This is a genomic window from Bacteroides sp. 2201st1_D9_2201SCRN_220225 (assembly GCF_040928965.1).
GTDB lineage: Bacteria > Bacteroidota > Bacteroidia > Bacteroidales > Bacteroidaceae > Bacteroides > Bacteroides stercoris.
In genome coordinates this window covers 1-13,928 of record NZ_JBCODG010000062.1, presented here as the reverse complement: position 1 = coordinate 13,928, position 13,928 = coordinate 1, and the positions used below count along the sequence as shown (strand labels likewise).

Below are 13,928 nucleotides of genomic sequence, written 5' to 3'. Positions count from 1 at the left end.
TTTACGATAAGAAGAAATGGAAATTCTATATTCAATCATTATTCCCCATAAGGACATACCTTGCCTGTTGCAACGGTGTCTCGATTCCATTCCGCCCAGGGACGATGTGCAGATTATCGTGGCAGATGATGACAGTTCCCCGGATGTTGTGGACTTTGCTCATTTTCCGGGCAGTGACAGGACGGATGTGGAGATTCTCTTTACCAAAGAGGGCAGAGGAGCCGGTTATGCCCGTAATTGCGGACTTGCCAGAGCCAAAGGCAGATGGCTGGTATTTGCGGATGCCGATGATTTCTTTCTGCCCGGCTTCCTGAACGTATTGGATACTTACCGGAATACGGACTATGACTTGATTACGTTCCGTGCGGAAACAGTCGATTCGGATACACTGGCTCCGGTTCCGTCACGCCAGATCCATAATGGGAAAATAGCGGAGGACATGGACCTTGAAATTCTGAAATACCGTAACGACGTACCCTGGGCTAAGATGGTTTCCGCAGAATTGGTACGCAGATACCGTATTTGCTTTGATGAAACGGTTGCCGCCAACGATGCCATGTTTGCCGCTTATGTGGATTATCATGCCCATAAAGTAGCGGCATGTTCCGGGTATGTCTATTGTGTCACAGTCAGAAAAGATTCATTGCAGTATGGAGTGCGGTCAGATACTCTTCTTGCTCGTGTAAAGGTTGCTTGCCGTTACAACCGCTTTTTGCTGGATATAGGGCGTAGCGATAAGGTGCTTTACAGTTATTCCCGTGTGACGGATTGCCGCAAGCACTTCGGCAGTAAAGGATATTGTAGAGCTTTGTGTATTTATCTTCGGTTTGAAAGTTGGAAAAATATATACAGGACTTTTGCAGAGCTGTTAAAAAGTAAGTTTCATTGTACTTCCATAACCAAGGTTTTATAAATAATGTTTTACAATGTCAGAATCCCGCCTCCATAAAAGCTATCTGAATGCGCGTGTCAATGTATTCTTTTACCTTGTCACTCTTTTCATCTCCTTTTTCTCCAGGAAGATATTTCTTGAGAAACTGGGGGCGGACTTTGTCGGGCTGACGAGTACGATGCAGAACCTGCTTGGCTTTCTCAATCTGGCGGAGCTGGGCATCGGAGCTTCCATCGGCTATGTGCTTTACAAACCGATTTTCGACGGAAATCGGGACAGGATAAAGGAGATTGTTTCGGTACTGGCTTATCTCTATCGTAACGTAGGACTGCTGATTTTGGGTGCAGGACTGCTTTTGGCCTGCTTCCTGCCCTATATATTCGCCGATGCCGGCATTCGCCTCGGAGTAATCTATTTTGCTTATTTTGCATTTTTGACTTCCGCTCTCATCAGTTATTTTGTTAATTACCGGCAAACCCTGCTGGGCGCCGATCAGCGCAACTATGTAGTCACTGTTTATTTTCAAACGGCCAATATCATCAAGATTCTCCTGCAAATAGCATTGGTATGCTACGTGGGCAGTCTTTATCTGTGGATAGCCATTGAACTGACATTCGGCATTTTGTATTCGTTCATACTGAACTGGAAGATAAACCGGGTATATCCGTGGCTGAAGTGCAGTGTGTCGGAAGGCAGACTGAAATATCCGGAGAATAGGATTATTGTGCGTAAAGCCCGTCAGATGTTTGTACATAAGCTGGCGGGAATGGGCAGAACGCAGCTTTTGCCTTTTCTGGTCTACGCATTTACTTCATTGAAACTGGTGGCGTATTACGGCAACTATATGTTGCTGCTCACCAAGCTGAATCAGTTTGTCGATAACTTTCTGGGCAGTACCGGCGCAGGGGTGGGCAGTCTGATAGCCGAGGGGGATATGAAGCGTATCCAGCAGGTATTTTGGGAGTTAAGCTCATTGCGCTTTTTGATAGCCTCGTTTCTGACGTTCGCGTTGTATCATCTGATGGACCCGTTCATTACGGTGTGGCTGGGCGAGGAGTACATATTGCCCCGTTCCGTCTTGATTGTGATTCTTACCAACTTCTTTATCAGTCAGTTCAGGGGTACGAACGACCAGTTTATTTTCGGTTACGGACTGTTTCACGACACATGGGCGCCGGTTGCCACACTGGCGATAACAGTGGCGGTGGCATTGGCAGGCGGCTATTTGTGGGGACTTCCGGGAGTATTGCTGGGAGATATAGCCAGTTCGATAACCGTTATCAGTGTCTGGAAGCCTTATTTCCTTTACAAAGAGGGGTTTAAAATGTCCGTGAAGTCATATTGGAAAAATATATTCCGGTATCTGCTGCTTGCCGTTCTTGCATGGGGGCTGACGGATGCGGTACTTTGTTTCCTTCCGTTGGCGGAGCCGTCCCGGGGATATGGCATGTGGATTGTATATGCGCTGGTCTCCTCTCTGGTATTTCTGCTGATATTGTGCAGCAGCTTCTATTGCTGTTCGGCAGGGATGCGTTCGCTGGTGAAGCGTTTGCGGCGTAAATAGAATGCATACATGTGGAGTTTATTATAATTTATCCACATTAAACTGAAAGTTTATTCCTATTGAACCGGAAGTTTATTCCTAATAAACTATGAGTTTAATAGGGATAAACTTTTATCTGTACTGAACGAACATTCCCCGATAAGTGCCGCATAGCGTTGCCTTGGCAAGTGTGCCTTGTCCGTGCAGCAGATATACGGCCGCTTTTTTAGGAGCGGCGAGGATGCAGAGGTAGGTACAAGACAGGTATTTCCTGATGCCTTGCAGATTCCGGCGGGCGAAGAGCACGCGGGCGCGCGACAGGTAGAATTCCCGCATCGGACTGCCTCGCTTCGCCGTCATGCTCTCTTTGTGGTAGACTACGGCAGCAGGTTCGTACCATAGGCGGTAACCGGCTTTCCTAAGCTGTGCAGACCAGTCCAGCTCTTCGTAAAAAAGGAAATATATTTCGGTCATGGGGCCTGCATCCTGTAGCGCCTGCCGGCTTACCATCATGGCGGCTCCGTGCAATGAGGCGGTTTCGCAGGGAGTACGGAAGCGCGGGCCGTCCTGTTGCATGAATCCGATGGATGCGTTGCGCAGTGTAAGGGAACTTAGAGGAGTGAAGCCTGCATATTGCAGGATGTCCGGACAAGCGGCGAATTTCAACATGGGCGATACGCCGCCGTTGCGTTGCGGGTCGCACTCCATGCGTCGTACCAACGCATCCAGTACCGGTTCTTTGATGAGCGTGTCGTTGTTGATGAAAAAGAGATAATCTCCTCCGGCGGCTTTCAGTCCGGCATTGTTGCCGCCGGCAAATCCGTTGTTGATGTTCCGCACCACTTTGACGGGAGGAAAGGAGGCGGGGTTGTCCGATGCGGGGCTGCCTGATAAGGAGCCGCCCGGTACGAGATTACTCCTGTATCGTTCCTGTATTTCTTCCGCTTCGGGCAGGCGCGAACCGTTGTCCACAACGATGATTTCGTAGTGCGGATAGGTTTCGTGGTTGCGGAAAGAGTCTATCATTTCGCAGGTATCGCGCAGCCCGTTATAGTTGACGGTGATGATGGAAACAAGCGCTTTCATAGTCTTTTCCTATTTTTTCTTCAGCCAGAATACAGCCCAGTTTCTGAAGCTTACATATTTTCCGAGCCGCAGGCGTCTGAAGCGGCAGGCGGTTTCTATTTTTTCAAGCAGCGACATCCGGTGTCCCGCCCAGATTACATCGTTCAGGGTGTAGGACAGGTATTTGCGGATGACCGTTTTCCATTCGGGATGTTCTTGCCCGAGTGCCTGCATTTGGGTACATACGGTGGTGTATCCCTCGATGTTGCGCATTCCGAAGCGACTGGTCATAATGGAGTGGGGACGTATCCTTCGCCCGAAGAAAGCCTTGGGAACGTAGCATGTTCTTTGTGCATTCAGATAAATCATCATGGCAAAAGAATGGTCTTCGTGGATAATGCCGGGATGAAAGCAAGTGAAGCATTTTTTCAGGAACAGGCGATTGACCATGCACAGGTAAACGGGAGTGAGGAACAGGCGGTTGCTCAGCTCATAATCCAGCATTTCCATGCCGGAATGTACGGATTCGTCTATTTTCCCTTTTCTGTCATAATTGGGAATATTCTGGCTGTCAGCCGACTCCGTCAGCGGTTTTGCATCGAAGAAGATGAAGTCCAGTTCTCTTTTCTCGCACAAATCATGGCAGTGCCGGAGGGCTTGCGTATCCAAAATGTCGTCACTGTCCATAAAATATATGTACTTGCCGGTAGCATGCAGCAATCCTCGGTTGCGTGCAACGGATAATCCCTGGTTGGGCTGCGCGTACCACCGGATTCTTGCGTCGCGTTTCGCGTATTCTTCGATGATGCCGCGGCTTCCGTCGGTAGAGCCGTCGTCGATAAGGATTATCTCCAGCTCTTTCAGGGTCTGGCCGCAAATGCTGTCCAGCGCCTTGCGCAGGTAGGCAGCCGTGTTGTATATGGGGATGATAACGGAAACTTCGGGCATGCTATTTTACTTTTTTATTCGGACAATCTGTTCATACACTTTTTTCATCTGTTCTTCCCAAGAAAGGTGTCGGATGGAATCTCTTATTTCCCGCGGTGTCACGGTCATGTGCTGGCAGAACTCTATCAGGGCGGGGATGCTGACGGGACTTTCGTCGGCGGGCACTTTCAGCGTGTAGGGCATGCGGTCGAAATCATCGTCCGTTTCGGAGTAGACGAAGCCGAACCCGCGCGCCGCATATTCCCTGTTTTTCAGGGTCTTGATGTTGTATATGCCGCTGCGATGCCGTGCCAGACTGCCTATGGCGAAGTCTGCCCGGTTGAAAAGCGCGTCCAACTCCTCGCCATGCTTTGCTCCGTACAGGGTGACGAACGGCTGCAAGCAGTACCGGCGGATGAGTGTTGCAATGTCTTTCTCTTCCCGCCTGCCGCTCGGTTTGCCTATCAGATGGAAATAGACTTTATATTCGGGGTTGTTGCCGTAATATGCTCCCAGGCCTTTCAGCAACCGGTCGAAACCATGCCAGAAGTGGATTTCGGCAACTCCTATCAGGTGGAGTTCCTTGCTCGTGCCGTGCCGGGGAGAGCGCAGGGGGATGCGGGCGAAATCTATTCCGTTGGATATGCGGATGGTGGGGCGACCGAATATCCGGTCATCGCTGGAGAAGGTTACAATGAAATCGACGTACCTGCAGAACGCATGGCGGAACAGCTTGTCCGTGTACAACTGCACTTTCTCCATGCCGGAAGAATATTCGTGGTCATAGGGATATGTGGGTATCTCCAGCAGCACTCTTACACCCTGCTTTTTCAGTATCCTCACGAAGTGTATGGTAAAGGGGTTGGCGTTGTGATAGGAGCGGATATATACGCATTGTATGCCTTCCCGGCGAACGTATTGCAGGATAGGGGCGAACGACAGCCGTTTTTTTATTTTGGCGGGTATTCCTTTGCCCAAATCGGCAAGCACATCTTCGTCTATCATCCACTTCCGGCTGCCGTCGTTGCCAACCTCGTAGTGGCAGGTGCGTACATCTGCCCCGCATAGCCTGAGGGCGTCCGCCTGGTATCTGATTTTCTTACTGATACCGTTGTATTCCTGAAATCCGTAAAAGACAAGAAAAAGGGTTTTCATGGGCGGAGGTCATTTATATGTCGAGTGATTGATATACTTGAATCAGCTCATCGGCTGTCTTTTTCCACGAGAATTGCCGGGCGCGCAGCAGCCCGTATTCCCGTTGCTGCCGATAGAGCGCGTCTTCATTTTCGAGACGCAGCACTGCACCGGCTATTTCTTCCGGCCGACAGGGGTCTGCGGCAAGTATGTCCGGACCGCCCACTTCGGGCATGGAAGAGGTGTTTCCCGTAATGACGGGAGTGCCGCAAGCCATAGCTTCCACCAAAGGGATGCCGAAACTCTCGCGCAGCGAGGGGTAGAGGAAAGCGAATGCTGCATTGTACAGCGTGGCGAGGTCGGCGTTGTGGATATAGCCGGGATAGAATAGGTGCCGTTTCAGGCGGTTACTGATGTTTTCCTGTTGCAGCAGCCTGTCTATATAGGTTTCGTTGAGGTCTGCGATGAGTAGCGGACGCCTTACGGACGATTTTTCCAGATAAAGGCTGTAGGCTTTCAGCACCCGTGCCGTATTCTTTTTAGGGTCCGTGTTTCCCAGGAAGAACAGGAAGTCTTTTTGGGGGATGTAGCGGTTTACTATCTGCATGTCTATGTCGTCCATCGGACGGAAATGTCTGCTATAGCCGTTGTAGATGGTCGTAATGCGGTCGGCGGGAATGTTCAGGGCTTCGCGGATGCGGTTGCGTTCGAAGTGCGAAACGGTAATGATTTTCCGGCATTTCTTCAGAATCCGTGGTACGGTGAGGCGGCGGTAGTGCCGGCCCATTTCCTGATAAAGCGAGGGACTGCGCTGTTGGCGGGGTTCCAGATAGATGATGTCGTGGAGTGTCAGTACCAGCGGAACCGGACAGCAGAGCGGGGCTGTGTTGGACGTGCAATGCAGCAGGTCCGCCCCTAAACGTTTCACCGCCAGCGGCAGGGCTATCTGTTCCCAAAGCGGGTAGGTGGGACACGCCACTTCCACAATGGAGAGGTTGGCAGATTCTTCCAGGCAATGGTCTTTGCCCGGAGCCACGATAATGTAGTATTCATTGCCGTCGTTCCGTTTCTGCAATTCGCGGATGGTTTCCAGTGCTACGAAATCCATGCCGTGCTTGTCGGGACGGAAAATCCGTTGGGCTTCTATGGCTATCTTCATGTTGTGTACTCCTTATTTCTTTTTATAAAAGAACCGTTTTATATGGCTGAATACGGCTGTAAACATAAGTACCGGGAGCGCCCAGATGGCTTTGCGGAGACGGCGGCTGACTTCTCCTTCGGGCAGTGCCATGAGGAAGGTGAGGATAAGTGTTGCAAGCAGTACGTACCATTTTGGGGCCCAGGTCCAGTTCAGCAGGGTGATGCCTGCCGTGCATAGCAGAATTAGTGCGATAAGCAGGAAACGGGAAGGCATCAGCCACTGAAAAAGTTTGAGGGCATAGTCCCATTCACCTTTCAGCAATACCAGCGGGAGATACCTCAACGCAAAGAATGTGCTGGTATATTGCGAACGGATCCAGCTGATGCGTTGCGTCTGGTAGCCGTCTGCATTATCTTCTTTTTTGCTGTAACATACCACTTCCGCCAGATATTCGGTGTAGATGTTCTGTTCCAGCAGTACGGTTTCCATCGCCTTGCTTATATCGGAGCCTTTCAGCTTGGGAGCACGTTCATGGAACATGGCGAAATCGAATGCCATTGCCGAACCTATGAGAGCCGAGGAAAAGCCCATGCGGGTATGTGCCAGACGGAAAAGATTGTTGTTGATTTCTTCGCTGGTGGCATTGAGAACAGCGATGCTGGTATTCAGGTTCTCCGCTATGCGGTGTGCCTGGATGGAATCGCAACCGGAGTAGTAGGCGTTGTTGAACATGCTGAGGGCGTTCGGCACGATATGGTTGTCGGAATTGAAGATGACAATCAGGTCGTATTCATCGGGAGCGTAGCGTTCCATAACCTGCTGGATGGCGTAGACTTTGGTGCAGTATTCCTTGTCGGGCACTACGATGTTTACGGGCATTTGCAACAGGGTGACAAGGTCCTCTTCGGGCAGTTGGGTGGCTGCTACGGCAACGTCGTATTTGTCGCGCGGGTATTGCTGGGTGTCCAGAAAGCGGTTGACGGATTCAATTACTTCTTTCCCATTGCGCAATACGGTAAAAAGCACTAAGAAACGGTGCTGTACGGCTGCCGCCGGATAAGGGTTCTTGTACTTTCCGAGCGAGAAGAGTGCGCAGAGAAACAGGTAGGCTACCGGAATAGCCAGCAGCAGGAATAGGACGGAATCTGTCATTTGTAGCGCATTGTTGCTCTCATCCATCCACCAGTCTATGCTGAATATGTTAAAAATGTTGGACATCATAGCATCGAATCTTTTTTAGTTGTGGTTAATAATGCCTGCTGTTTTTCAATCGTCAGACGTTCGTCTATATATTTTCCGTTCATCAGTATGCCCAGGAACATAATCATCATAATGCCGGTGGGGAACTGGGTGAAGAATGCGTTCCCGTAGGCGCTGAGCATCATGCCGAATATGCCGCAGGCAAGTGCGGTGAGCAGGTGGCGCAGCTCGTCATTCCTTATTTTGAACATGATGCAGTAGCATCCCCATAGCAGGCTGCCCGCATAAATCAGCAGGTAAAGGAGAATGCCCACAACGCCCGTTTCCGTCCATATCTTGACGTAGGTGGAGTCGTTGGGGATGGTGGTTGTCAGCCTGCTGCCGAATCTCCGGGCTTCCACACCGCCCAGGCCGAGTCCCTCGCCGAACGGTCTGTTCCTGAGATACTCTGCCAGCTTTTTCTGGTTCTGCTTTCTTACCAGATAGGACGCGTCTTTATTGGGACGGAATGCCGTGCGCATGCGCCGTATCATGTAGTTGCTTTCTCCCACGTATGTAAATGCGAAGAAAACATAGATGTAAATTCCTCCCACTGCGGCAGCACTCATCAGTTTGATGTTCTTGCTGATAAGCGCAAAAAGCAACAGACTGCCCAGGGGCACTACGATAGCTCCTCGGGTACCTGTAATGAACATCGAGTATAATGAGAGTGCGGAGATGGAAAAGTAATATACTTTCAGGCTGGACTTCTTGCTGAACAAGCCGGCAATACCGAACAGCGCGCAGGTGAATCCCATGTTGGAACCGTAATTCCCCGCATCGGTAAAGATGGAGAAGTAGCGGGTGATCTGGGGCAGCAAGTGCGTTTTGTACATGCCGCTTTCCATCATGGCATTGTATTCGACGGCGTCGAAACCGATGAATTTCTGACAGAGGCCTTTCAGTATGGCGATGAGCGTAAGTATGGAGAACAGGAATATCAGCCGGCTGATTTGTTTATAGGATGTTGCCAGCAGCACCGTGATTAGGGACACGAGAAACGTATTGTAAATGAATCCCCTGGAATAAATCCATGCTTCCAGGGATGCGGTGGGGTTAACGACTTCCATAAGACAGTACACTGCCAGTACGGCACCCCCTATGGTGAGAATGTTGACGGCCCGTTTCCAGGGAAAACGGTAGTGCAGCGCCGTTTGGACGATGACGATGAGAAGCACGCTCCACCAGATGATGTCCGACAGTATGCTGAGTCCGTCCTGCCGGCTGTAACGCGCCAATGGGGTGAAGAAATAATTGAAAATGAATAGCAGGAATAGGAAGCGTTCCGGTTTGCGAAGATGCAAAATCAGAATACACAAGAGGGCGGGCAGTGCCGCCACCAGTCCTGCTATCGCTAAATTTTGCTTCAAAGTAGCTGCGACGATACATCCTAAACCGATGCAGAGTATGGCAAAGGTTAAGGCGGGAGATGATATGTAACTTCGCTTGATACTCATTTTACAGCAGCTTTTTTAGCGGTCAGTCCCAGTTGGGACAATCGGCTGACGAAGCTGTGGAGAGGTGTCTTGGGCGGTAATTCGCCGGTGAACGATTCCACGACTTCACGGTCGGCATTGTTGAGATAAAGTGATAACGGAGTGTCACCCAGCATTTCTTTGATGGATTTCAGGTTGATATCATCGTTTTTACCCCATAAACGGCAGGCGTTGGCTATGAGCAGGTTGACATCGGCTTGTTTCAGTACGGTCAAAGGCAGGCTGGCAGTGCTTATGGACGGGTATTCCACAAGAATGATGTCCGGTATCTGCTCGGCGGAGTTCAGTTGCCAGAAATCGGATAGTTGTTGTGCCCGGACGTATTTCTTGTCGTTGGTCTCAAAATCGACATCGTGTTTTACGATACGGGTGCGAAGTCCCACGGAAGCCCAATGGTCGGCAAAATATTTGGCCAGAAAACTTTTACCTTCCCGCTCTTCCATACTGAGCAGGTTGATGACGGTAGGGCGTCCTGTTGCCAGATACCTGTCGAGCTGATGGCAGGAATAGGCGGCGGCACGGCGGTTGCATACTTTCAGGAATCCTCGGAACTTCAGGTTGCTGATACCGTTGAATGCGGCGATGACGGGCAGGCCGCTAAGGCGGTGACTGCGTTCGGCATCCCGTAGCGTGCGGTCTGTCAGTTCAATGATGAGGAAGTAGAAAGTAATGAATATCAAACTGCCAATCAGAGCAGCCACGACGTAGAGCAGGCGCTTACGGCCGTTGTCGGTAAGCGGGAACTCGGGCGGAGCGATGATTTGCAGGTTGGCAGTGGTCATTTTTATGTTTTGCAGGCGGAGCCGCGCTTCGGACAGTCCGCGGAGCTGTTCACGGTAGGTGTCTTCGGCTATGCCGATGGCACGCTCCTTACGTTTTACTTGAGTGCCCACTGGAGCAAATTCCCGATATTGGTTCAGGATGTCGTTCCGGCGTTCCTGAAGGACTTTCAGTTCGGCCTTTGTCTTTGCCTCGTTGATACATGCCATCAGCCATTCTGTTACCATATTATCGATACCGACACCCTCTTTGGTGAAATTGTATTCGTTGAGGTTGTCTGAAATCTGGCTGATTCTATTTTCCGAGTTTCGCAAATCGGTTTTGTTCTGTCGCAACTGTTCGTTGTCTTTTAGTTCCGTATCCGTTGAAAAGATTTCCTGCTCCAGGATATTCTGGTTCAGTTCCGTAACTTTTTCAAGTTCTTTGAGCAGCTTCGTGTTATCGCGTATAATCTTGGCGCGGATGTCCATTTTATCTTCCAGCATCCGACGGAGAGCCACGGCACTTTTGTAGGTTCGTTGGGCAAGTTCCTCACGGTCGTCCAGATTGTATTTGGTTACCGCCAGCTCTTTACTCTGATTGTCGTAGTTGATTACCGAATGCTCTACATTATAGTGCATCAGGTTGTCTTCTTCTTTGTTGAGGTTGGTTTTGGCAAGTCTTACTTGCTCCTCAAAGTAAGCGATGGCACTGTTCGTGGCGCTGAAACGGAGTATTTCGTATGCTTTGATAAGTTCGTCCTCTAAAATCTTGATGGTGTTTTGGGTGATACCCGGGTCGGGACTTGTGTAGGTGAAACTTATCAGGTCACTTGTGCCCAGACGTTTCACGGTTATCTGCTCGAGTGCGTGGAAACTGTAAAACTCCGTAGGACGGCTGAACATGGAGTATACAAAGTTGGCGGCACTTTCCTGACGGTATGCTTGCAGGTTCCCGACGGTTTTGTCCAATGAGGAACGGTCTACCAAAGCCAGCACTTCTTTGGGTGTATGCTGCAGGAGTTGGCGGTAGTGCTTTGCCTGGATGTACATATTATCCTGCCACTCCTCGCCATATACAAGGTTCGTGGCAAGCAAGCGGAGAGAGACCTTCTCCAATGTGCTTTTGGACTTGGCTATGTTGATGAGATTGTCGAAAGTGCTGCTGATGTTTTCAATCTTACTGCCGTCAATATTGGTAACATTGGTTACACCGGCATAGATATTACTGTTTACAGTATAGCTGAACGGCAGGAACTGGGTGAAGTACGCCACCAGTGCTGTGACAATAAATCCACCCCACAACAGCCAGTAACGGATGCGGTAGAAGAATTGTGCTATAAACTGTATTATATCCATAAGATTTTATTTCCCTTTGATTATTTTTACATTTGTCAGCATCTCAAGTAAAATGATGGCGTTATGCAGCGAAACGCGTGCTTCGGCATAGGAAGTCACCGCTCCGGAACGGCGCGCACGCTCCAGTGAAAGAGAGATGATGTCTATTTTACCTTGTATAAAATTGTTCTCCGAGATTTTCATCTGAGCGTTGTAGAGGGCGGCATTCTCCGCTTTGGCTTTGATGGTTGCCAGTTGCGCCGTCACATTGTTATATGCTTCCAGCACTTTGAGCCGCCGTTCTTCCATTACTTCTTCCTGCGTGTATTGAAGCTGCTCGATGTTGTAACGATAGTTCTTCAGCCGGAGCGGACGGTTGAATAAATCGCCGAGACCTACACTGAAGCTGGCTCCTACGTTGAAGGTGTACCGGGAACTGGCTGTGGTGGACTGATACCAGTCGTTGTAGGAATCGCTGTTGTCGTTCAATACGTTGTAACGCCCGTATGCATAATTTCCGTTCAGCCGGAAGTAGTTCCACCAGTTTCTTTTTTCTATGCGGTATTGGTTCTTAACCTGCTCTACCTGGGAGTGTGCCCGCTTTACAGTGGCGTTTTCTATGACGGCATCCATAAATACGGAAAGGGGCGGCAGATCAAAACCTTCGATATAGTGTTGCGTTTCCGGTAGCTGGCTTCCTGAGATACTCTTCTCCAGAATGGCATCGCTTTCTTTCAGTGCCTCCAGAATTTTGATGCGCTCTTCACGGGTCATGTCCGTCTGGGCATGGATGGACTGGGGCAACAGGAACAGAATAAATGTAGCTGTACAGAGATATGATAGGGGATGTGTATGGGCTTTTATCATTTGTCTGTTTGTTTTTTTAGTTTTAATACTTACACGTTCTCTTTCTGTACAAAAGCGGTGAACGTTTTTAGAAGTATCTTCATGTCCAGCCGGAAACAGAATTCTTGTGCATATTTAATATCCAGTTGCTTTCGTTCTTCCGCCGACATCTTACCGGCTCCGCCACGCTTTTCCACTTGCCAGAGCCCGGTCAGTCCGGAAGGAGCCATGAAGCGGTCTATGTATGCGTCGCTGGTCAGCAGTTCGGCCTCATAGAGCGGAAGCGGACGGTTGCCTACGATGCTCATATCGCCTTTCAGGACGTTGAATAGCTGCGGAAGTTCGTCAATGCTGTATTTACGGATGAAACGGCCGATGCGTGTGACGCGCGGATCGTTTTCTATCTTGACAAACGGGCTTTCTTTGGATTGGGCCTTTTGCCGGAAAAAATCTTTTTCCGGTATGATGAAGTCATCAGAAATCAGTAAGTTTGCTTCTTCATCGGAAGAGCCTGTGAGGTCGTCGAACCGGATGTCGGGGGTATCGTCTGCCGCTTCTTCTTCCATTTTGTACTGGTTGAGGGCATTGAGTTCCTTCAGCTTCTTGTCCGCATTGGTGTACATGGAGCGGAACTTCAGGAAGTTGAATATCCGGTAGTTACTGCCTACACGTTGCGACTTATAGATGACTTTACCCTTACTTTCGAGACGGATGGCAATGGCAGTGCCGATAAGTAACGGAGATAGTATTATCAGGGCGCATATGGCAAACAAAATGTCGAACGCACGTTTCCATGCGGGCAGATGAAATGTGTTAAGCATCTTTCGGTGGCTTTGGCTGAACTCCTGCATTTTATGCTTTTGACGCACTTGCAGGAACTGGGTCATTCGGTGGATGCTCGTTTCATCAGCTTGTGGCGGCAGTGTATTATTGACGCCTGCCTGCAGATAGGCTTTGCGGGCTTCTGCCGGCAATCCTTCGGTGATAAGTATTATGTATACGCGTGGAAACCTCTTGTGGAGGCAGGTGATGTCAAGGCAATCTTTTTCTGTGTCGGTTTGCTCGTAAAGGATGGATGTGTTATACCGTTCGCGGATGCCGTCTATGATTTTGGCAGCTTTACGGGCACCGGAGACAGTAACGAACATGCCATTGGTAACCTTGCTCAGGTGGTCGATGGCAGTCTGGCTGTTTCCTATGTAGATATAATATAGCATATCTTCCTTTCAGTTCTTTTTCAGATGTATTTCTTGATGCGTGCCCTGAGTTCCAACGGGTTGAATGGCTTGAGTATGTAATCTGCCGCTCCGGCTTCGAGCAACAGGATGCGTTCGACGGTACTTTCCTCACTGGAGAGCATCATTACGGGGATATGTTTGAACAGCTCGTTCCCTTTCAGATAGTACAGGAATTCATTGCCGCGCATGTGGGGCATGTGAATGTCGGAGATGATAAGGTCGGGAACATTGCCTTCGTTAAGCCACTCAAGAGCCTTTAGAGGGCTTTCAAAATATTCCAGATCGTATTCTGTCCCTAAATAGATCTTGAG

At 49.7% G+C, this 13,928-nt stretch carries 12 protein-coding genes; 2 read left to right on the top strand and 10 right to left on the bottom strand.

From position 1 onward, the window contains the following. Nucleotides 1-16 precede the first annotated feature (16 nt). Nucleotides 17-913 (top strand): glycosyltransferase family 2 protein, encoded by an 897-nt coding sequence (locus AB5903_RS17030; RefSeq protein ID WP_368118060.1) that lies wholly within the window; start codon nt 17-19, stop codon nt 911-913. A gap of 13 nt (nt 914-926) precedes the next feature. Next, nucleotides 927-2,456, top strand: coding sequence for a lipopolysaccharide biosynthesis protein (locus tag AB5903_RS17025; RefSeq protein ID WP_368118059.1), 1,530 nt, complete (start codon nt 927-929; stop codon nt 2,454-2,456). A 111-nt stretch (nt 2,457-2,567) separates the two neighbouring features. Here the strand turns inward: AB5903_RS17025 and AB5903_RS17020 are convergent, their stop codons facing one another. Genes AB5903_RS17020 through AB5903_RS16975 form a run of 10 tightly spaced genes read right to left on the bottom strand, consistent with a single transcriptional unit; the run spans nt 2,568 to nt 13,922 of the window. Next, on the bottom strand, nt 2,568-3,521 hold the full coding sequence (locus tag AB5903_RS17020; protein WP_368118058.1) for a glycosyltransferase family 2 protein: 954 nt from the start codon (nt 3,519-3,521) through the stop codon (nt 2,568-2,570). A 9-nt stretch (nt 3,522-3,530) separates the two neighbouring features. Next, the gene (locus AB5903_RS17015; protein WP_368118057.1) at nt 3,531-4,448 is read right to left on the bottom strand and encodes a glycosyltransferase; all 918 of its coding nucleotides are present in this window, start codon (nt 4,446-4,448) and stop codon (nt 3,531-3,533) included. Between the two features lie 6 nt (nt 4,449-4,454). Further along, nucleotides 4,455-5,582, bottom strand: coding sequence for a glycosyltransferase family 1 protein (locus AB5903_RS17010; RefSeq protein WP_368118056.1), 1,128 nt, complete (start codon nt 5,580-5,582; stop codon nt 4,455-4,457). A gap of 13 nt (nt 5,583-5,595) precedes the next feature. Continuing rightward, entirely contained in the window at nt 5,596-6,720 is a 1,125-nt protein-coding gene (locus AB5903_RS17005) for a glycosyltransferase family 1 protein (RefSeq protein WP_117903200.1), read from the bottom strand. Between the two features lie 12 nt (nt 6,721-6,732). Continuing rightward, the gene (locus AB5903_RS17000; protein ID WP_217733730.1) at nt 6,733-7,923 is read right to left on the bottom strand and encodes a glycosyltransferase family 2 protein; all 1,191 of its coding nucleotides are present in this window, start codon (nt 7,921-7,923) and stop codon (nt 6,733-6,735) included. Beyond that, nucleotides 7,920-9,398, bottom strand: a complete 1,479-nt coding sequence (locus AB5903_RS16995) for an O-antigen ligase family protein (protein ID WP_368118055.1) — start codon at nt 9,396-9,398, stop codon at nt 7,920-7,922. The genes AB5903_RS17000 and AB5903_RS16995 overlap by 4 nt, the downstream gene beginning before the upstream one ends. Continuing rightward, entirely contained in the window at nt 9,395-11,554 is a 2,160-nt protein-coding gene (locus tag AB5903_RS16990; RefSeq protein ID WP_368118054.1) for a GumC family protein, read from the bottom strand. The genes AB5903_RS16995 and AB5903_RS16990 overlap by 4 nt, the downstream gene beginning before the upstream one ends. Nucleotides 11,555-11,560: 6 nt before the next feature. Continuing rightward, nucleotides 11,561-12,400: a TolC family protein gene (locus tag AB5903_RS16985; protein ID WP_118207262.1), complete on the bottom strand. Its 840-nt coding sequence runs from the start codon at nt 12,398-12,400 to the stop codon at nt 11,561-11,563. A gap of 29 nt (nt 12,401-12,429) precedes the next feature. Next, nucleotides 12,430-13,596 carry a sugar transferase gene (locus AB5903_RS16980; RefSeq protein WP_005653047.1) on the bottom strand — a complete coding sequence of 389 codons (1,167 nt, stop codon included), beginning with the start codon at nt 13,594-13,596 and terminating at the stop codon, nt 12,430-12,432. A gap of 20 nt (nt 13,597-13,616) precedes the next feature. Beyond that, nucleotides 13,617-13,922 carry a PleD family two-component system response regulator gene (locus AB5903_RS16975; protein WP_368118065.1) on the bottom strand — a complete coding sequence of 102 codons (306 nt, stop codon included), beginning with the start codon at nt 13,920-13,922 and terminating at the stop codon, nt 13,617-13,619. Between the last annotated feature and the right edge of the window lie 6 nt (nt 13,923-13,928).